Genomic DNA, 21,026 nt, shown 5'->3' with positions numbered 1-21,026 from the left:
CCGGTCATCGTAGCCGCACCCCGCCTGTCGCCACACCCTGTCACCGCGATGTCACTGTGCACGTAGCAGAAACGTAGCGGGAGACCAGAAGGTTCCCCGAATCACGCGCTTCCACACACCCTCCACCACACTGAGTCAACAACTTCGCGCACTTGTCGAGGGTTTCCGCCGCACCTGCACCGACCCCGAACGGCACCTTCACTCCTGCCGCATCCACGTCGTCATCACGGACAGCAGGTGGTCCGGGTCGACCGGTTTGGTCACGTAGTCCGAGGCGCCGGACTCGATGGCCTTCTCCCGGTCGCCCTTCATCGCCTTCGCGGTCAGCGCGATGATCGGCAGCCCGGCGAACTGCGGCATCCGCCGGATCGCCGTGGTCGTCGCGTAGCCGTCCATCTCCGGCATCATGATGTCCATCAGGACGACCGCCACGTCGTCGTGCTGCTCCAGCACCTCGATGCCCTCGCGCCCGTTCTCGGCGTACAGCACCGACAGGCCGTGCTGCTCCAGGACGCTGGTCAGCGCGAACACGTTGCGGATGTCGTCGTCGACGATGAGCACCTTCTCGCCGCCGAACCTCATGCCCCGCACCGACTGCGGCTCCCCCTCCAGCTCGCCCTCGGCCCACTGCTCGGGCTGCCCCTGCGGCAGCGCGAGGGGCTCGGCCGCCGCCGCCCGGCGCCGCCGCCGGAACAGGGCCGCCGCGCCGTTCTGGGTCTCGCGGTACGACTTCACCTCGGCCGGGGTCTCGATCTCCACGCCGGACAGCCCCTGGGGCACGATCAGGTCCCCGGGGTCCAGGGCCGCGACGGGCTGCTGGTAGCCGTGCGGGGGCAGCTCGCTCGGGTGCAGCGGCAGGTACAGCGTGAACGTCGAACCGCGGCCCGGCTCGCTCTGCGCGTGGATCTCGCCGCCGAGCAGTTGCGCGATCTCGCGCGAGATGGACAGTCCGAGGCCGGTGCCGCCGTACTTGCGGCTGGTGGTGCCGTCGGCCTGCTTGAACGCCTCGAAGATCACCCGCATCTTGCTGGCCGCGATGCCGATCCCGGTGTCCGTCACCGAGAACGCGATCAGCTCCGCCTCCGGGTCGGTCAGCGAACCGGCCTCCAGCAACTGCTCCCGGATCGCCTGCGGAACGTCGTCCCGCGCGGGCCTGATGACCAGCTCCACCGACCCGGAGTCGGTGAACTTCACCGCGTTCGACAGCAGGTTGCGCAACACCTGGAGCAGCCGCTGCTCGTCAGTGTGCAGGGTGGCGGGCAGCTCCGGGGAGACCCGCACCGACAGGTCCAGGCCCTTCTCCGCGGTCAGCGGCCGGAAGGTGGCCTCCACGTAGTCCACGAGCTGGACGAGCGCGATCCGCGTCGGGGAGACGTCCATCTTGCCCGCCTCGACCTTCGACAGGTCGAGGATGTCGTTGATGAGCTGGAGCAGGTCGGAGCCCGCGCCGTGGATGGTCTCGGCGAACTCCACCTGCTTCGGGGTGAGGTTGCCGTCCGCGTTGTCGGCGAGCAGCTTGGCGAGGATCAGCAGCGAGTTCAGCGGCGTACGCAGCTCGTGCGACATGTTGGCGAGGAACTCGCTCTTGTACCGCATGGAGACGGCCAGTTGCTCGGCGCGCTCCTCCAGGACCTGCCGGGCCTCCTCGATCTCGGTGTTCTTCACCTCGATGTCGCGGTTCTGCTGGGCGAGCAGCTCGGCCTTCTCCTCCAGCTCCGCGTTGGACGCCTGGAGGGCCTTCTGCCGCTGCTCCAGCTCCGCCGAGCGCAGCCGAAGCTGCTCGGTCAGCTCCTGCGACTGCTTCAGCAGCACCTCGGTCTTGGTGTTCACGGAGATGGTGTTGACGCTCGTCGCGATCATCTCGGCGATCTGGTTGAGGAAGTCCTTCTGGATCTGCGTGAACGGCGTGAACGACGCCAGCTCGATGACGCCGAGCACCTTCCCCTCGAACAGCACCGGCAACACGATCACCTGCGCGGGCGGCGCCTCCCCGAGCCCCGAGGAGATCTTCAGGTAGCCGCTGGGCGCGTTGTCCACCAGGATCGTGCGCTTCTCCTCGGCCGCCGTGCCCACGAGCGCCTCACCCGGCGCGAACGACGTCGGCATGGACCCCATGGAGTAGCCGTACGACCCCAGCATCCGCAGCTCGTAGCGGTCGTCGCCGTCCGTGCCCTGGTCCTGGCCGTCGCCCGTCGTCATGGCGACGAAGAACGCGCCGTGCTGCGCGGACACCACCGGCGTCAGCTCGCTCATGATCAGCGAGGCGACGTCCTCCAGGTCCCGGCGGCCCTGCATCAGGGCGGAGATCCGCGCGAGGTTGCCCTTCAGCCAGTCCTGCTCCTTGTTGGCGATCGTGGTGTCGCGCAGGTTGGCGATCATCTTGTTGATGTAGTCCTGGAGTTCCTGGATCTCCCCGGAGGCGTCCACATCGATCTTGAGGTTGAGGTCGCCCCGGGTCACCGCGGTCGCCACGCGCGCGATGGCGCGCACCTGCCGGGTCAGGTTCCCGGCCATCTCGTTCACGGACTCGGTCAGGTCCCGCCAGGTGCCGTCCACGTCACGCACGCGTGCCTGTCCGCCGAGCTGTCCCTCGGTGCCCACCTCACGGGCCACGCGGGTGACCTCCTCGGCGAACGAGGAGAGCTGGTCGACCATGGTGTTGATGGTCGTCTTGAGTTCGAGGATCTCCCCGCGCGCGTCGATGTCGATCTTCTTCGTCAGGTCACCCTTGGCGATGGCCGTGGTCACCATGGCGATGTTGCGCACCTGACCGGTCAGGTTGGACGCCATCTGGTTCACCGACTCGGTGAGGTCCTTCCAGGTGCCCGCCACGCCCGGTACGTGCGCCTGCCCGCCCAGGATGCCGTCCGTGCCCACCTCGCGGGCCACCTTGGTGACCTGCTCCGCGAACGAACTCAGCGTCTTCACCATGGTGTTGAAGGTGTCGGCGAGCTGCGCCACCTCACCGCGCGCCTCGATCGTCACCGTCCGCGTCAGATCGCCGTTGGCGACCGCCGCCGCGACCTGGGAGATGTTCCGCACCTGCACGGTCAGGTTCTTGGCCATCAGGTTGACGTTGTCGCTGAGGTCCTTCCAGATGCCCACGACGCCGGGCACGTGCGCCTGCCCGCCGAGGATGCCCTCGGTGCCCACCTCGCGCGCCACGCGCGTGACCTGCTCCGCGAAGGACGAGAGCTGGTCGACCATCGTGTTGACGGTCGTCACCAGTTCGAGGATCTCGCCCTTGGCGTCGACAGTGATCTTCTTCGACAGGTCGCCCTTGGCGACCGCGGTCGTGACCTCGGCGATGTTGCGGACCTGGATGGTCAGGTTGTTCGCCATGAAGTTCACGGACTGCGTGAGGTCCTTCCAGGTGCCGGAGACCCCCTGCACCTCGGCCTGACCGCCGAGGATGCCCTCGGTACCCACCTCACGGGCCACCCGCGTGACCTCTTCGGCGAACGACGAGAGCTGGTCCACCATCGTGTTCAGGGTGTTCTTCAGCTCCAGGATCTCCCCGCGCGCGTCCACGGTGATCTTCTGGGACAGGTCACCGCGCGCCACCGCGGTGGCGACCTGCGCGATGTTGCGGACCTGACCGGTCAGGTTGGACGCCATGCCGTTCACGGAGTCCGTCAGGTCCCGCCACACGCCCGCGACGCCCGGCACCTGCGCCTGCCCGCCGAGGCGCCCCTCGGTGCCCACCTCACGGGCCACCCGGGTCACCTGGTCCGCGAAGGCGGAGAGCTGGTCGACCATCGTGTTGATGGTGTTCTTCAGCTCCAGGATCTCCCCGCGCGCGTCGACGTCGATCTTCTGCGACAGGTCACCGCGCGCCACCGCCGTCGTCACCTGGGCGATCTGCCGCACCTGGGACGTGAGGTTTCCGGCCATGAAGTTGACCGAATCCGTCAGTTCCTTCCAGGTGCCGGACACGCCGTCCACCCGCGCCTGCCCGCCGAGGCGCCCCTCGGTGCCCACGTCCCGCGCCATCCGCGTGACCTGCTCCGCGAACGACGAGAGCTGGTCCACCATCGTGTTCACGGTGTTCTTGAGCTGGAGCATCTCGCCGGACACGTCGACGGTGACCTTCTGCGACAGGTCGCCGTTGGCCACCGCCGTCGTCACCTGGGCGATGTTGCGCACCTGACCGGTGAGGTTGCGGAACGCGGTGTTGACGGAGTCCGTCAGGTCCTTCCACGTCCCCGCCGCCCCCGGCACCTGCGCCTGACCGCCCAGCTCACCCTCGACACCGACCTCGCGCGCCACGCGCGTGACCTCGGCCGCGAACGCGGAAAGCTGGTCCACCATCCCGTTGACGGTGTTCTTCAGCTCCAGCATCTCCCCGGCCACGTCCACGGTGACCTTCTGCGACAGGTCACCGCCCGCGACCGCCATGGTGACCGTGGCGATGTCCCGCACCTGCGTGGTCAGGTTCCGGAAGACGGTGTTGACGGAGTCCGTCAGGTCCTTCCACGTCCCGGCCGCCCCCGGCACGTTCGCCTGCCCGCCGAGCCGCCCCTCGCCACCGACCTCGTTGGCCACCCGCGTGACCTCGTCCGCGAAGATCCGCAGCGTCTCGGTCATCTGGTTGATCGTCTCGGCGAGCTGCGCGACCTCGCCCCGCGCGGGCACGGTCACCTTCCGCGACAGATCACCGCTGGCCACCGCCGTCGTCACCTCGGCGATCCCGCGCACCTGGGCCGTCAGGTTCCCGGCCATGGTGTTGACGGAGTCGGTCAGCTCCTTCCACACCCCGGCCACCCCGGGCACCTGCGCCTGACCGCCCAGCTCACCCTCGGTGCCCACCTCGCGCGCGACCCGGGTCACCTCGGAGGAGAACGCCGAGAGCTGGTCCACCATCGTGTTGACGGTTTCCTTCAGCTCCAGCATCTCCCCGGCCACGTGAACCGTGACCTTCCGGGACAGATCACCCTTCGCGACCGCCGTCGTCACCAGCGCGATGTCCCGCACCTGCGCCGTCAGCCGGTACGCCATCGTGTTGACGGACTCGGTCAGGTCCTTCCACGAACCCGACATCCCGCGCACCCGGGCCTGCCCGCCCAGCTTGCCCTCGGTGCCGACCTCGCTGGCCACCCGCGTGACCTCGTCGGTGAACGTCGACAACTGGTCGACCAGGTTGTTGACCGTCCGCCCGACCTTCAGGAACTCGCCCCGCAGCGGATGCCCGGTCCCGTCCGGCGCCTGCGTCCGCAGGTCCATCCGCGGCGACAGATCACCGTCCGCGACCGCCGACAGCACCCGGCTGACCTCGGACACCGGCCACACCAGGTCGTCGACCAGCGCGTTGGACGCGTCGATCGCCGCCGCCCAGGACCCCTCACTGGCGCCCGTCTCCAGCCGCTCCGTGAGTTTTCCCTCACGCCCCACCATGCGACGTACGCGCGACAGCTCACCCGTGAGGTGGAGATTGCGGTCCGCCACCTCGTTGTACACGGCGGCGATCTCCGACATCACGCCGTCGCCTGACACCGTGAGGCGCTTGCGGAAGTTGCCGTCCCGCATCGCCACCAGAGCCGCCAGCAACCGGTTCAGGGAAGCCGTGTCGACCTCGGTGGTCCCGTTCCGACCGCCCAGGGACCGTCCGCCCTTCGCGCGCGCCTTCGTGCCCCGCGTCGCTGCGCCAGACTCCACTGTGTCCCTCCCGCAGGGGTCGACCATCACTGCTGTGCTCGGGTGCTGCTGCCCGCCGTACACGGCTCACACTCGGTCCGCCCGGACCTTCACCGGAAGCCTGCCCAGTGTTTCACCCATGCTGAACCCGGCCATAACAGTTCGGCAGCTTCGCACATCGTCCGCACACCCTCCGGACGGAAACACTGGTGACCGGCATCCGCATGGACGGCGAAGGTAAGTAACCTTGCATGAGGCTGTCCAGCCACGCCGGTCCGGTCCGGCCTGGGCGGTGGCACGGAGTACGAGCGGGCATCGGAGGGGCGGCCGCACACATGACCACCGGACTGATCCCGGGGGACAGCCCCCGGACCCCCGGCCGACGGGCGTCCTGCCGTCGCAGACGCGACGCGAGCCGGTCGATCCGGGGGGCCAGCACGTCGAAAGCAGGTCGAGGAGTTCCGTGATCACCGCGCGCGCGACCGCCAGCTTCGAGCCCGTGGGGCGTTCGGTCGCGTCGGCCCGCTCCTTCGTCCGCGACACGCTCCAGGGCTGGGGCTTCGGCGACATCGTCGACGACGCCGTCGTCCTCACCAGCGAACTGGTCACCAACGCCGTCGTCCACGCGGGCACCGCCGCGGACGTCCTGTGCCTGCGCTCGGGGGACGGCGTCCGCATCGAGGTCGCCGACCGCTACCCCGAGCGCGAGGTTCCCCTCCAGGGCTCCCCCGTCAACATGGGCAGCCCCGACCGGGAAGGCGGGCGCGGCCTCCAGCTCTGCGCCGCCCTCGCGGGCCGCTGGGGCGTCGAGTACACCCCGACCCACAAGCAGGTCTGGTTCCAGCTCGACCTCCCCCAGCGCTCCGTCGGCACCCGCACCGCGGGCCCCTCCCTCCCCGCCAACCTCCTCCCCCTCGCCGACGGCCGCGTCCGCGTCGCCGTCATCCAGATCGACCGCGGCGGCGCCATCACCGCCTGGAACGACGACGCCGAGGACCTCTTCGGCTACCCCGCCGAACTGGTCATCGGCAAGCCCCTCACCGACCTCGCCGCCTGGCCGCACACCCCCGGCACCAGCACCGGCATCGCCGAGGCCCTGCGGCTGTCCCGCTGGGAGGGCAGCTACGGCATCCGCGCCGCCAACGGCCGCGTGACCCCCGTCTACGCCTCCCACCTGCGCGTCCGCGACACCTCCGGCGACCCCTCCACCGTCTGCCTGCTGGTACGGGACCATGAACGCGCCGTCCTCCAGACGCCCACGCGGGTGACCGCCGCCTCCGACTCAGGTAGTACGTCCGAGGGGCAGAGCACCGACCCCTTCGAGGTCTTCATCGGCTCCCCCGCCCCCGACGACCTCGACGGCCTCCTCCAGCGCACCGTGGAACGCGCCCGCGACATGCTCGACGGCGACGCCGCCTTCCTGCTGCTCGCCACCGACGACGAGACCGAACTGGAGGTGCGCGCCTCCACCGGCCTGCCCTCGGCCCGCCAGCGCTTCGCCCGCGTCCCCGTCGAAGGAGGCTCGGGCCGCTACGGCTCGGCCCGGATGCCCGCCGTCCACGACGACCTCACCGCCGTCTCCGGAGCCGTCCCCCTCCTCAACGGCACCGGGATGCGCTCCGTCGTCACCGTCCCCCTCAAGGTGGAAGGCCGCCTCACCGGCTCCCTCGGCGTCGCAGCGGAGGCCCCCGGCCGCTACTCCAACGAGGAGGCCCTCCGCCTCCAGTTCGCCGCCGACCGCATCGCCCTCGCCGTCGAGTCCGCCCGCCTCGGTGAGCTGGAACGGCTGCGCCGCGGCTCCCTCAGCTTCCTCGTCGAGGCGTCCGACCTCCTCGCGGGCACCCTCGACCGCGACCAGACCCTCGCCCTGATGGCGCAGATGACGGTCCCGACCCTGGCCACCTGGTGCGCGGTCTACACGATCGCGGACCAGGCGTCGGAGCCGTACCTGTCCTACGTCCTCCACGAGGACGAGGAACTCATCGACGGCATCAAGTCCCTCCTCTCCAAGATCCCCCCGCCGGACCCGGTCCCCACCCCCGGCGCCCGCGTCTGGTCGGCCCCGGCCGAGGTCGCCCACCAGGCCGCCCTGCGCACCTCCATGCGCAGCCTCGGCCTCGGCGAACCCGCCACCGTCAGCTCCGGCATCGGCACCACGCTCGCGACCGCGGGAGCCGTCGGCGGCGAGACCGTCGTCCTCCCGCTGGTCGCCCGCAACCGCGTCATCGGCATGTTGACCCTCGGCAAGCCCACCGACGAACACTTCCGCCAGGAGATCCTGGAACTCGCCGAGGACCTCTCCCGCCGCGCCGCCCTCGCCCTGGACAACGCCCGCCTCTACTCCGAGCGCACCGCCATCAGCCAGTCCCTCCAGCGCAGCCTCCTGCCGCCCGAGCTGCCCCAGATCGACGGCGTCGAGGTCGAGGTCATCTACCGCGCCGCGGGCGAGGGCAACGAGGTCGGCGGCGACTTCTACGACGTCTTCCCCATCCGCGACGGCGCCTACGGCTTCGCCATCGGCGACGTCTGCGGTACGGGCCCCAACGCGGCGGCCGTCACGGGCCTCGCCCGGCACGCCCTGCGCCTGCTCGCCCGCGAGGGCCTCAGCGGCCCCGCCGTCCTCCAGCGCCTCAACTCCGCGATCCTCGACGAGGGCGCCCGCAGCCGCTTCCTGACCCTCCTCTACGGCGAGATGCGCCCGCAGGAGGACGGCAGCGCCGAACTGAAGGTGGTCTGCGCGGGCCACCCCCTCCCGCTCCGCCTCCGCCAGGACGGCACGGTCGAGGCAGCCGCCGAACCCCAGCCGCTCCTCGGCGTCCTGGACGACCTGGAGCTGTACGAGCAGACGGTCACCCTGGAGCCGGGCGACGTCCTCCTCTGCGTCACGGACGGCGTCACCGAACGCCGCGAGGGCACGCGCATGTTGGGCGACGACGGCCTCGCCGACGTCCTCACGACCTGCACGGGCCTCACCGCGGGCGCGGTGGCCGCCCGCATCATGCGCGCCGTGGAACGCTTCGCCTCCGACGCCCCGTCCGACGACATGGCCATCCTGGCGATGCGGGTGCCGGGCCCGCACAACTCCTGAGCACACGAAGAAGGCCCCGCCCAACCGGGCGGGGCCTTTCGCAATCTTCGAGCCCCCAAACGGAATCGAACCGTTGACCTTCTCCTTACCATGGAGACGCTCTGCCGACTGAGCTATAGGGGCCTGTCACTCGCGCGGTTTCCCCCGCAGCAACGGAATAGATCATACCCCGAACATCCGCGTGCTCCTAACCCACCTGCAAGAGCCCACCGAGGGCATTGCACGCGGAGGCGATCCGCTGCATGTCCCGCTTGGTCAACGACGCGTCCACCGGCAGCGAAAGCGTCTCGTCCGCCGCCCGCTCCGTCTCCGGCAGGGACACGCACTGCCGGAATTCCGGCAACCGGTGCACCGGCGTCTTCACCGGCACCCGGCAGTCAACTCCCCTGACCCGCAAGGCCCGCGCGAAAGCATCCCGATCCGGCCGCCCATTACCGGGCACCCGCACCACGTACTGCTGATAGGTGTGGCCCACGCCCCCTTCGGGCGTGCGCACCCCCTTCAACTTCCCATCGAGATAAGCGGCCCGCTGCCTACGCTGAGCCACCTCGTCATACGGCGCCTCGGACTCCCCCTGCTCCAACACCAGAAGCCCGCGCCGCTGCCCCACGGCCCGCAGCAGCCCCACATCGGCGGGCCGCCCGAACCGGTGTACGGCTATGACAGCCGACGTCCGTGGACCCACGACGGCATCGACCGCCGAGGCGTCCAGGCAGTACGTCACCGGATCCACCTCGGCGAACACCGGCCGCGCTCCGGCCAGCGCCACGGCCCGGGCGACCTCCACGTTCCCGAAGGCCGGAACCACGACCTCGTCGCCGACTCCGATACCGGCGGCCCTGAGTATTGCAGCAGTACCCATGCTGGGGATGCTGGGCGCGGAACGTGAACGCCAAGTGACGGAACGCAAAAAAGGGTTGGACCCGAAACCGAAGTTCCGGGTCCAACCCTTCTAATAATTGTTCGGCGGCGTCCTACTCTCCCACAGGGTCCCCCCTGCAGTACCATCGGCGCTGTAAGGCTTAGCTTCCGGGTTCGGAATGTAACCGGGCGTTTCCCTCACGCTATAACCACCGAAACACTATGAAACAGACAACCGGAAACGGCTGTTCGTGGTTTCAGAACCAACACAGTGGACGCGAGCAACTGAGGACAAGCCCTCGGCCTATTAGTACCGGTCACCTCCACACGTTACCGTGCTTCCAGATCCGGCCTATCAACCCAGTCGTCTACTGGGAGCCTTACCCCATCAAGTGGGTGGGAGTCCTCATCTCGAAGCAGGCTTCCCGCTTAGATGCTTTCAGCGGTTATCCCTCCCGAACGTAGCCAACCAGCCATGCCCTTGGCAGAACAACTGGCACACCAGAGGTTCGTCCGTCCCGGTCCTCTCGTACTAGGGACAGCCCTTCTCAAGACTCCTACGCGCACAGCGGATAGGGACCGAACTGTCTCACGACGTTCTAAACCCAGCTCGCGTACCGCTTTAATGGGCGAACAGCCCAACCCTTGGGACCGACTCCAGCCCCAGGATGCGACGAGCCGACATCGAGGTGCCAAACCATCCCGTCGATATGGACTCTTGGGGAAGATCAGCCTGTTATCCCCGGGGTACCTTTTATCCGTTGAGCGACGGCGCTTCCACAAGCCACCGCCGGATCACTAGTCCCGACTTTCGTCCCTGCTCGACCCGTCGGTCTCACAGTCAAGCTCCCTTGTGCACTTACACTCAACACCTGATTACCAACCAGGCTGAGGGAACCTTTGGGCGCCTCCGTTACCCTTTAGGAGGCAACCGCCCCAGTTAAACTACCCATCAGACACTGTCCCTGATCCGGATCACGGACCCAGGTTAGACATCCAGCACGACCAGACTGGTATTTCAACGACGACTCCACAACCACTGGCGTGGCCGCTTCAAAGTCTCCCAGCTATCCTACACAAGCCGAACCGAACACCAATATCAAACTGTAGTAAAGGTCCCGGGGTCTTTCCGTCCTGCTGCGCGAAACGAGCATCTTTACTCGTAGTGCAATTTCACCGGGCCTATGGTTGAGACAGTCGAGAAGTCGTTACGCCATTCGTGCAGGTCGGAACTTACCCGACAAGGAATTTCGCTACCTTAGGATGGTTATAGTTACCACCGCCGTTTACTGGCGCTTAAGTTCTCAGCTTCGCCTGGACGAATCCAAGCTAACCGGTCCCCTTAACGTTCCAGCACCGGGCAGGCGTCAGTCCGTATACATCGCCTTACGGCTTCGCACGGACCTGTGTTTTTAGTAAACAGTCGCTTCTCGCTGGTCTCTGCGGCCACCCCCAGCTCAGGAAGCAAGTTCCCTCACCGGAAATGGCCCCCCTTCTCCCGAAGTTACGGGGGCATTTTGCCGAGTTCCTTAACCATAGTTCACCCGAACGCCTCGGTATTCTCTACCTGACCACCTGAGTCGGTTTAGGGTACGGGCCGCCATGAAACTCGCTAGAGGCTTTTCTCGACAGCATAGGATCATCCACTTCGCCACAATCGGCTCGGCATCAGGTCTCAGACTTAATGGCGTGCGGATTTACCTACACACCGTCCTACACCCTTACCCCGGGACAACCACCGCCCGGGATGGACTACCTTCCTGCGTCACCCCATCACTCACCTACTAACCGCTTGGTTCAGCGGCTCCACCACTCCCAGAAACAGCAAAGCTGAAACCGGGCGGCTTCACGGCCTTAGCATCACGATGCTCGATGTTTGACGCTTCACAGCGGGTACCGGAATATCAACCGGTTATCCATCGACTACGCCTGTCGGCCTCGCCTTAGGTCCCGACTTACCCTGGGCAGATCAGCTTGACCCAGGAACCCTTAGTCAATCGGCGCACACGTTTCTCACGTGTGAATCGCTACTCATGCCTGCATTCTCACTCGTCAACCGTCCACAACTCGCTTCCACGGCTGCTTCACCCGGCAGACGACGCTCCCCTACCCATCACAGCGGGCGTTAGCCCTCATGCTGCAATGACACGACTTCGGCGGTACGCTTGAGCCCCGCTACATTGTCGGCGCGGAATCACTAGACCAGTGAGCTATTACGCACTCTTTCAAGGGTGGCTGCTTCTAAGCCAACCTCCTGGTTGTCTCTGCGACTCCACATCCTTTCCCACTTAGCGTACGCTTAGGGGCCTTAGTCGATGCTCTGGGCTGTTTCCCTCTCGACCATGGAGCTTATCCCCCACAGTCTCACTGCCGCGCTCTCACTTACCGGCATTCGGAGTTTGGCTAAGGTCAGTAACCCGGTAGGGCCCATCGCCTATCCAGTGCTCTACCTCCGGCAAGAAACACACGACGCTGCACCTAAATGCATTTCGGGGAGAACCAGCTATCACGGAGTTTGATTGGCCTTTCACCCCTAACCACAGGTCATCCCCCAGGTTTTCAACCCTGGTGGGTTCGGTCCTCCACGAAGTCTTACCTCCGCTTCAACCTGCCCATGGCTAGATCACTCCGCTTCGGGTCTTGAGCGCGCTACTGAATCGCCCTATTCGGACTCGCTTTCGCTACGGCTTCCCCACACGGGTTAACCTCGCAACACACCGCAAACTCGCAGGCTCATTCTTCAAAAGGCACGCAGTCACGAGAGTGAAGCAAGCTCCACTCCGACGCTCCCACGGCTTGTAGGCACACGGTTTCAGGTACTATTTCACTCCCCTCCCGGGGTACTTTTCACCATTCCCTCACGGTACTATCCGCTATCGGTCACCAGGGAATATTTAGGCTTAGCGGGTGGTCCCGCCAGATTCACACGGGATTTCTCGGGCCCCGTGCTACTTGGGTGTCGCACAAGCAAGCCGCTAATGTTTCGACTACGGGGGTCTTACCCTCTACGCCGGACCTTTCGCATGTCCTTCGCCTACATCAACGGTTTCTGACTCACCGACCAGCCGGCAGACTGATCAAGTGCGATCCCACAACCCCGTATGCGCAACCCCTGCCGGGTCTCACACACATACGGTTTAGCCTCATCCAGTTTCGCTCGCCACTACTCCCGGAATCACGGTTGTTTTCTCTTCCTGCGGGTACTGAGATGTTTCACTTCCCCGCGTTCCCTCCACACTGCCTATGTGTTCAGCAGCGGGTGACAGCCCATGACGACTGCCGGGTTTCCCCATTCGGAAACCCCCGGATCAAAGCCTGGTTGACGACTCCCCGGGGACTATCGCGGCCTCCCACGTCCTTCATCGGTTCCTGGTGCCAAGGCATCCACCGTGCGCCCTTAAAAACTTGGCCACAGATGCTCGCGTCCACTGTGCAGTTCTCAAACAACGACCAGCCACCCACCACCCCACCCTGAACAGGCGAGTTCACTGGGACCGGCACTGAAGGAAAAATCATTCCCTCAGACACCCAACAGCGTGCCCGACACGTCCTCTCAGCCCTCCCTGTGTTCCACGCCGAAGCAGTACTAACAGAAGAAGCCTTCAAGACCGTGCCGAGTAGTCAACGTTCCACCCATGAGCAACCGTGCAAGACATGCGCTTGCAGTCGGCTATGTGCTCCTTAGAAAGGAGGTGATCCAGCCGCACCTTCCGGTACGGCTACCTTGTTACGACTTCGTCCCAATCGCCAGTCCCACCTTCGACAGCTCCCTCCCCGCAAGGGGGTTGGGCCACCGGCTTCGGGTGTTACCGACTTTCGTGACGTGACGGGCGGTGTGTACAAGGCCCGGGAACGTATTCACCGCAGCAATGCTGATCTGCGATTACTAGCGACTCCGACTTCATGGGGTCGAGTTGCAGACCCCAATCCGAACTGAGACCGGCTTTTTGAGATTCGCTCCACCTCACGGTATCGCAGCTCATTGTACCGGCCATTGTAGCACGTGTGCAGCCCAAGACATAAGGGGCATGATGACTTGACGTCGTCCCCACCTTCCTCCGAGTTGACCCCGGCGGTCTCCTGTGAGTCCCCATCATCCCGAAGGACATGCTGGCAACACAGAACAAGGGTTGCGCTCGTTGCGGGACTTAACCCAACATCTCACGACACGAGCTGACGACAGCCATGCACCACCTGTACACCGACCACAAGGGGGACCCTGTCTCCAGAGTTTTCCGGTGTATGTCAAGCCTTGGTAAGGTTCTTCGCGTTGCGTCGAATTAAGCCACATGCTCCGCCGCTTGTGCGGGCCCCCGTCAATTCCTTTGAGTTTTAGCCTTGCGGCCGTACTCCCCAGGCGGGGAACTTAATGCGTTAGCTGCGGCACCGACGACGTGGAATGTCGCCAACACCTAGTTCCCACCGTTTACGGCGTGGACTACCAGGGTATCTAATCCTGTTCGCTCCCCACGCTTTCGCTCCTCAGCGTCAGTAATGGCCCAGAGATCCGCCTTCGCCACCGGTGTTCCTCCTGATATCTGCGCATTTCACCGCTACACCAGGAATTCCGATCTCCCCTACCACACTCTAGCCAGCCCGTATCGACTGCAGACTCGGAGTTAAGCCCCGAGCTTTCACAATCGACGTGACAAGCCGCCTACGAGCTCTTTACGCCCAATAATTCCGGACAACGCTTGCGCCCTACGTATTACCGCGGCTGCTGGCACGTAGTTAGCCGGCGCTTCTTCTGCAGGTACCGTCACTTGCGCTTCTTCCCTGCTGAAAGAGGTTTACAACCCGAAGGCCGTCATCCCTCACGCGGCGTCGCTGCATCAGGCTTTCGCCCATTGTGCAATATTCCCCACTGCTGCCTCCCGTAGGAGTCTGGGCCGTGTCTCAGTCCCAGTGTGGCCGGTCGCCCTCTCGGTCGGCTACCCGTCGTCGCCTTGGTGAGCCGTTACCTCACCAACAAGCTGATAGGCCGCGGGCTCATCCTTCACCGCCGGAGCTTTCCACCATCAAAGATGCCCAAGATGGTCGTATCCGGTATTAGACCCCGTTTCCAGGGCTTGTCCCAGAGTGAAGGGCAGATTGCCCACGTGTTACTCACCCGTTCGCCACTAATCCACCCCGAAGGGCTTCATCGTTCGACTTGCATGTGTTAAGCACGCCGCCAGCGTTCGTCCTGAGCCAGGATCAAACTCTCCGTGAATGTTTACCCGTAATCGGGTGCAACACCACGAGAGCGGTGCAAGAGGAGGAATGATCCTCTCGCACACAGCGTCCTCGCTGTGTTTTTTCAAAGGAACCTCGCCCCAACTCATACGAGTCGGAGACGGGGTATCAACATATCTGGCGTTGACTTTTGGCACGCTGTTGAGTTCTCAAGGAACGGTCGCTTCCTTTGTACTCACCCTCTCGGGCTTTCCTCCGGGCGCTTCCCTTCGGTCTTGCGTTTCCGACTCTATCAGATCTTTTCTCGACCCGATTTCCTCGGCGCTTTCCAGGTGTTCGCTTTCGCGTTTCCCTTTCCGGCGGTTCCGACTTTATCAGAAGTTCTGCGTCGGAATTTCCACCCGCTCCGGGCAACGTGCTCCGGTGCTTGAGGCGACCGGGTTCCCGGGTGGGCGGAGCCGTAAACGTACTGGAGCGGGGCGCCAGGATGCAAATCGAGGCGCCCCGCTCCGGAGTTGACGCGTGGCCAGGGCCGTACGCCGGGTCAGACCTCGACGACGACGGGCAGGATCATCGGCCTGCGGCGGTAGGTGTCGGAGACCCACTTGCCCAGCGTGCGGCGGACCAGTTGCTGGAGTTGGTGGGGTTCCACGATGCCGTCCTGGGCCGAGCGTTCCAGGGTCTCGGTGATCTTGGGGATCACCGCCTCGAAGGCGGCGTCCTCGATGCCCGAGCCGCGGGCCTGGACATGGGGACCGGCGTTGATCTTGCCGGTGGTGGAGTCGATGACGACGAAGACCGAGATGATGCCCTCGTCGCCGAGGATTTTGCGGTCCTTGAGGGCCGGTTCGCCGACGTCGCCGACGGAGAGGCCGTCGACGTAGACGTAGCCCGCCTGGACCTTGCCCGAGATCTTCGCCTTGCCCCCGACGAGGTCCACGGCGATGCCGTCCTCCGCGATGACGATGCGGTCGTGCGGGACGCCGGTCATGGCGCCCAGCTCCGCGTTGGCGCGCAGGTGGCGCCATTCGCCGTGGACGGGCATCAGGTTCTTCGGGCGGCAGATGTTGTAGAAGTACAGCAGCTCGCCCGCCGAGGCGTGGCCGGATACGTGCACCTTGGCGTTGCCCTTGTGGACGACGTTGGCGCCCCAGCGGGTGAGGCCGTTGATGACGCGGTAGACCGCGTTCTCGTTGCCGGGGATCAGCGACGAGGCCAGGATCACCGTGTCGCCCTCGACGATCCGGATCTGGTGGTCGCGGTTGGCCATCCGGGACAGGGCCGCCATCGGTTCGCCCTGGGAGCCGGTGCAGACGAGGACCACCTGGTGGTCGGGGAGGTCGTCGAGGGTCTTGACGTCGACCACCAGGCCCGGGGGGACCTTCAGATAGCCGAGGTCCCTGGCGATGCCCATGTTGCGGACCATGGAGCGGCCGACGAAGGCGACCCGGCGGCCGTACTCGTGGGCGGCGTCCAGGATCTGCTGGATGCGGTGGACGTGGCTGGCGAAACTGGCCACGATGATCCGCTTGCGGGCGGCCCCGAAGACCTGGCGCAGGACGCCGGAGATGTCGCGCTCGTGCGGCGTGAAGCCGGGGACCTCGGCGTTCGTGGAGTCGGAGAGGAGGAGGTCGATGCCCTCTTCGCTCAGCCGGGCGAACGCGTGCAGGTCGGTGAGGCGGTTGTCCAGCGGGAGCTGGTCCATCTTGAAGTCGCCGGTGTGCACCGCCATGCCCGCGGGGGTGCGGATGGCGACGGCCAGGGCGTCCGGGATGGAGTGGTTGACCGCGACGAACTCGCAGTCGAAGGGGCCGATGCGCTCGCGGTGGCCCTCGGCGACTTCGAGGGTGTACGGGCGGATGCGGTGTTCCTGGAGCTTGGCCTCGATGAGGGCGAGGGTCAGCTTGGAGCCGATCAGGGGGATGTCCGGCTTCTCCCGCAGGAGGAAGGGGACGCCGCCGATGTGGTCCTCGTGCCCGTGGGTGAGGACGATGCCCTCGATGTCGTCGAGACGGTTCCGGATGGACGAGAAGTCCGGCAGGATCAGGTCGATTCCGGGCTGCTCCTCCTCGGGGAAGAGCACTCCGCAGTCGACGATCAGCAGACGGCCCCCGTACTCGAAGACCGTCATGTTCCGGCCGATTTCGCCGAGGCCGCCGAGCGGGGTGACGCGCAGGCCACCGTCGGGGAGCGGCGGGGGCGGGCCCAGTTCAGGATGCGGATGACTCAAAAGACTCTCCTCACCACACACGCCACGTACCGGTAGGGCACGTGGCGCGCGTGACGTTCGTGCAGAAGCAGTTGTCGTGTGGATGCGGGCACCGGTGGCCCGCCTATTCAGTTGTGAAGTCACTGCCCGGCGCGGCGGGCGAAGTCTGTTGTCAGATCTGTACCCCGCCAGCGGCAAGATCGATCTTGAGTTGCTCGATCTCCTGTGCGGTCAGCTCCACCATGGGCGCGCGCAGCGGGCCGCCGGGCAGGCCCTTGAGGGCGAGGGCGGCCTTGGTCGTCATGACGCCCTGGGTGCGGAACATGCCGGTGTAGACCGGGAGCAGCTTCTGGTGGATCTCGGTGGCCTTCTGGACGTCGCCCGCGGTGAACGCGTCCACGAGGTCGCGCAGCTCGGGGGTGACGACGTGGCCGACGACCGAGACGAAGCCGACCGCTCCGACGGAGAGCAGGGGCAGGTTCAGCATGTCGTCGCCGGAGTACCAGGCGAGGCCGGAGCGGGCGATGGCCCAGCTCGCGCGGCCGAGGTCGCCCTTGGCGTCCTTGTTGGCGACGATGCGGGGGTGCTCGGCGAGGCGGACGAGCGTCTCGGTGTTGATGGGGACGCCGCTGCGGCCGGGGATGTCGTAGAGCATCACCGGGAGGTCGGTGGCGTCGGCGATGGCGGTGAAGTGGCGGTACAGGCCCTCTTGCGGGGGCTTGTTGTAGTACGGCGTGACGACGAGCAGGCCGTGTGCGCCGGTCTGGGCGGCGGCGTGGGCCAGCTCGATGCTGTGCCGGGTGTCGTTGGTGCCGACTCCGGCCACGATGTGGGCGCGGTCGCCGACGGCCTCCAGTACCGCTCGCAGCAGGTCCGATTTCTCCGCGTCGCTGGTGGTGGGCGACTCGCCGGTGGTGCCGTTGATGATCAGGCCGTCGTTGCCCGCGTCGACCAGGTGGGTGGCGAGCCGCTGGGCGCCGTCGAGGTCAAGTGCGCCGTCCGCCGTGAAGGGCGTGACCATGGCGGTGAGGACCCGCCCGAAGGGGGTCTGCGGAGTGGAGGTCGGAGCCATGGGTTACACGCTACTCGTTGCTCATCCGTGGGTCTGCCCTCGGGGGGCGCGAAAAGTCCGGACAAAGTCCGGATAAAGGGGAGCCCGGCACTGCCTGCTCGGGGGTTCAAGCAGTGCCGGACCCGTTTGATCAGGCTAGATGAACTTCACTTAATGCCGCAATACGGACACTTCATGCGGCTGAACCGCACATCTGTCCCGGCTGGTGAAACCGGTGTGCGCTACGGCGCCACACGACCGTTCGCGTTGAAGGCGGCGTGGGTGAGGGGCATGAGGCGCGCCCACTCGGCCTCCATCTTCTCGCCGACCATCTCGATCTCCCGCTGCGGGAAGGACGGCACCTTGGCCAGCTCGTGCTGGGTGCGCAGGCCGAGGAAGTGCATCAGCGAGCGGGCGTTGCAGGTGGCGTACATCGAGGAGAACAGGCCGACCGGGAGGACGGCGCGGGCGACCTCGCGGGCGACGCCCTCCGCCAGCAGCTTCTGGTAGGCGGCGTACGCCTGCTGGTAGGAGTCGGACAGGACGTCGCGGACCGTCGCGTGCTGCGACGGGGTGCCCTCGACGAAGACGTACTTGCCGGGGCGGCCCTCCTGGACGAGCTTCCTGGACGCGTCCGGGGTGTAGAAGACCGGCTGCAGCTCGCGGTAGCGCCCGGACTCCTCGTTGTACGACCAGCCCACCCGGTGCCGCATGAACTCCCGGAAGACGAAGATCGGGGCGCTGACGAAGAAGGTCATCGAGTTGTGCTCGAAGGGGCTGCCGTGCCGGTCCCGCATCAGGTAGTTGATCAGACCCTTGGACCGCTCGGGGTCCTTCCGCAGCTCGTCCAGCGAGTGCTCACCGAGCGTCGAGACCCGGGCGGCGAACAGGACGTCGGCGTCCGAGGCGCTGGACTTCACCAGCTCGACGGTCACGTCGCTGCGCGTCTCGACGTCACTGTGGGGGGTCGGGTTCCGATCGTGGTCGGCGGCGGTCACAGGGGTCCTTCCGATCGCGTCCTGCGTGCGCGCCCACTTTACGGGCTGACTCGTACGGGCCCCCGGAGGTGGTGGGCATGGACACGGCTCGATAGCCTCACCGGGCACCACCCGTGGATGGAACGAGTGAGGACCAGCCGTGCCCCTGCCCTTCCTGACGGCCGACCGCGCCTTTGACGCCGCGGACGACGTCGCGTTGCCGTTCGACGACCGAGACCGCTGGCGGCGCCCCTACCGCCCGGGTCCCTGGCGGGTCGGCGCCGCCGCGATCACGCTGCTGCTCGCCTCGTACGTGCTGTTCGCGGGGGTCATCATCGCGCTGACCGACACCGTGTCCGCCGCGGGCACCGTGTTCGTGATCGCCCTGGTGATGATCGTCGCGGCGCTGCGGATGCTGCGCATGGGCGTGTGGGTGAGCGCGCACGGGCTGCGCCGCGTGGGCTTCCTGGCCACGCGGACGGTGCCCTGGGACCGGGTGGTCGCGGTGCGGACGGTGCAGCAGCCGGTGCGCTGGCTGGGGCTGCCGCGCACGGTGCAGGGGCAGGCGGTGCTGCTGACCCAGCGGGACCGGTCGGAGCAGGACACGCCGCCGCTGCTGACCACCCACAACGCCGACTTCCTGGCCCGGCCGGAGTCCTTCGACCGGGCGGCGGACTCGGTGGAGGTGTGGGCCGACGAGTACCGGCGGGGCTGAGCCGCGGCGCTTGACGGACGAAGGGGCCGCCCGCGATGTCGCGGGCGGCCCCTTCGCCGTCCGTCAGACCTCGACGGGCTTGCCGTCGTGCAGGGCGATGGCGCGCTGCATCGCCTTGCGGGCGCGCGGGGTGTCGCGGGCGTCGTGGTAGGCGACGGCGAGGCGGAACCAGGTGCGCCAGTCCTCGGGGGCGTCCTCCGTCTCGGCCTTGCGGCGGGCGAAGACCTCGTCGGCCGAGTCACGGTCGATCCGGCCGCTGGGCAGGCGGCGCAGCTCGTCGACGGGCAGCCCGCCCTCGGCCTCCAGCTCGGCGGCGAGCTGGTTGGCCCTGCGGACGAACTGGGTGTTCTTCCACAGGAACCAGAGCCCGATCACCGGCAGGATCAGCACCGCCACCCCGAAGGTGACGGTCAGGAGCGTGCCGGTGCGGATGAGCAGGACGCCGCGGCTGCCGACCAGGACGAAGTAGAAGACGAGGACGGCGGCCGTGACGGTGTAGGTGATCTTCGCGCGCATGGTGGTGTGGTCCCGGGCTCGGTCGAGGTGGCTCAGTCGAGGTCCAGGAAGTGCTCCAGGCCGAAGGTGAGGCCCGGAGTGGTCACCACCCGGCGGACGCCCAGCAGGATGCCCGGCATGAAGCTGCTGTGGTGCAGGGAGTCGTGGCGGATGGTGAGGGTCTCGCCCTCGCCGCCGAGCAGGACCTCCTGGTGGGCGAGGAGACCGCGCAGCCGCACCGCGTGCACGGGGACGCCGTCGACGTTCGCGCCGCGGGCGCCGTCCAGGGCGGTCACCGTGGCGTCCGGCGCGGGGGCGCTGCCCGCCCTGGCGCGGGCCTCGGCGATGAGCTGGGCGGTGCGGGTGGCGGTGCCGCTGGGGGCGTCCACCTTGTTCGGGTGGTGCAGTTCGACGACCTCGACGGACTCGAAGTAGGGCGCCGCGAGCTGGGCGAACCTCATGGTGAGGACGGCGCCGATGGAGAAGTTGGGGGCGATCAGTACGCCCGTCTCCGGGGACTGGGCGAGCCAGGTCCGCAACTGTGCGAGGCGGTCGTCGGTCCAGCCGGTGGTGCCGACGACGGCGTGGATGCCGTGCCGGACGCAGAAGTCGAGGTTGCCCATCACCGAGGCCGGTGTGGTCAGCTCGACGGCGACCTGGGCGCCGGTGTCGGCCAGCGTCTCCAGCTTGTCGCCGCGGCCGAGGGCGGCCACCAGCTCCAGGTCGTCGGCGGCCTCCACCGCCCGTACCGCCTCGGACCCGATCCGGCCCTTGGCGCCGAGGACCGCCACGCGCAGCTTGCTCATCTTCTTGCTTCCAAT

8 protein-coding genes, 1 tRNA gene, 3 rRNA genes and 1 pseudogene are annotated in these 21,026 nt (G+C 66.6%); 2 read left to right on the top strand and 11 right to left on the bottom strand.

The window, feature by feature from the left end; all coding sequences use genetic code 11:
• Nucleotides 1-198: 198 nt before the first annotated feature.
• Nucleotides 199-5,655, bottom strand: coding sequence for a HAMP domain-containing protein (locus ACFQZ6_RS26140; protein WP_381613284.1), 5,457 nt, complete (start codon nucleotides 5,653-5,655; stop codon nucleotides 199-201).
• 314 nt (nucleotides 5,656-5,969) lie between these two features.
• Between ACFQZ6_RS26140 and ACFQZ6_RS26135 the strand changes: the two are divergent.
• A pseudogene (locus tag ACFQZ6_RS26135) lies at nucleotides 5,970-8,722 on the top strand (SpoIIE family protein phosphatase).
• Nucleotides 8,723-8,772: 50 nt separating this feature from the next.
• Here the strand turns inward: ACFQZ6_RS26135 and ACFQZ6_RS26130 are convergent.
• The 8 genes from ACFQZ6_RS26130 to thyX form a co-directional block, all read right to left on the bottom strand.
• Nucleotides 8,773-8,845 (bottom strand) — tRNA-Thr (locus ACFQZ6_RS26130).
• A 64-nt stretch (nucleotides 8,846-8,909) separates the two neighbouring features.
• Nucleotides 8,910-9,569, bottom strand: a complete 660-nt coding sequence (locus ACFQZ6_RS26125; protein WP_381618650.1) for a DegT/DnrJ/EryC1/StrS family aminotransferase — start codon at nucleotides 9,567-9,569, stop codon at nucleotides 8,910-8,912.
• Between the two features lie 114 nt (nucleotides 9,570-9,683).
• A 5S ribosomal RNA gene (gene rrf, locus ACFQZ6_RS26120) occupies nucleotides 9,684-9,800 on the bottom strand.
• Between the two features lie 70 nt (nucleotides 9,801-9,870).
• Nucleotides 9,871-12,994, bottom strand: a 23S ribosomal RNA gene (locus ACFQZ6_RS26115).
• A 274-nt stretch (nucleotides 12,995-13,268) separates the two neighbouring features.
• Nucleotides 13,269-14,795: ribosomal RNA gene (locus tag ACFQZ6_RS26110) — 16S ribosomal RNA — on the bottom strand.
• Together the 16S, 23S and 5S rRNA genes form the textbook arrangement of a ribosomal RNA operon.
• Before the next feature lie 507 nt (nucleotides 14,796-15,302).
• Nucleotides 15,303-16,988: a ribonuclease J gene (locus ACFQZ6_RS26105; protein ID WP_381613281.1), complete on the bottom strand. Its 1,686-nt coding sequence runs from the start codon at nucleotides 16,986-16,988 to the stop codon at nucleotides 15,303-15,305.
• Nucleotides 16,989-17,139: 151 nt separating this feature from the next.
• Nucleotides 17,140-18,039, bottom strand: a complete 900-nt coding sequence (gene dapA, locus ACFQZ6_RS26100; RefSeq protein ID WP_381613278.1) for a 4-hydroxy-tetrahydrodipicolinate synthase — start codon at nucleotides 18,037-18,039, stop codon at nucleotides 17,140-17,142.
• A gap of 221 nt (nucleotides 18,040-18,260) precedes the next feature.
• On the bottom strand, nucleotides 18,261-19,016 hold the full coding sequence (gene thyX / locus ACFQZ6_RS26095) for an FAD-dependent thymidylate synthase (RefSeq protein WP_381613275.1): 756 nt from the start codon (nucleotides 19,014-19,016) through the stop codon (nucleotides 18,261-18,263).
• Nucleotides 19,017-19,155: 139 nt separating this feature from the next.
• Between thyX and ACFQZ6_RS26090 the strand changes: the two genes are divergently transcribed.
• Nucleotides 19,156-19,710, top strand: a complete 555-nt coding sequence (locus tag ACFQZ6_RS26090; protein ID WP_381613272.1) for a hypothetical protein — start codon at nucleotides 19,156-19,158, stop codon at nucleotides 19,708-19,710.
• A gap of 63 nt (nucleotides 19,711-19,773) precedes the next feature.
• Here ACFQZ6_RS26090 and ACFQZ6_RS26085 read toward each other — a convergent pair whose 3' ends face one another.
• Both ACFQZ6_RS26085 and dapB read right to left on the bottom strand, forming a co-directional pair.
• Nucleotides 19,774-20,226, bottom strand: a complete 453-nt coding sequence (locus ACFQZ6_RS26085) for a hypothetical protein (RefSeq protein ID WP_381613269.1) — start codon at nucleotides 20,224-20,226, stop codon at nucleotides 19,774-19,776.
• 32 nt (nucleotides 20,227-20,258) lie between these two features.
• Complete coding sequence (gene dapB, locus ACFQZ6_RS26080) at nucleotides 20,259-21,011, bottom strand: 4-hydroxy-tetrahydrodipicolinate reductase (protein WP_381613266.1); 753 nt, start codon at nucleotides 21,009-21,011, stop codon at nucleotides 20,259-20,261.
• Nucleotides 21,012-21,026 lie beyond the last annotated feature (15 nt).

It is taken from the genome of Streptomyces flavalbus (genome assembly GCF_042674625.1).
In the GTDB taxonomy this organism is placed as follows: Bacteria; Actinomycetota; Actinomycetes; order Streptomycetales; family Streptomycetaceae; genus Streptomyces; species Streptomyces flavalbus.
The sequence above is the reverse complement of the archived record's forward strand: the minus strand, read 5'-3'. Positions and strand labels throughout refer to the sequence as shown.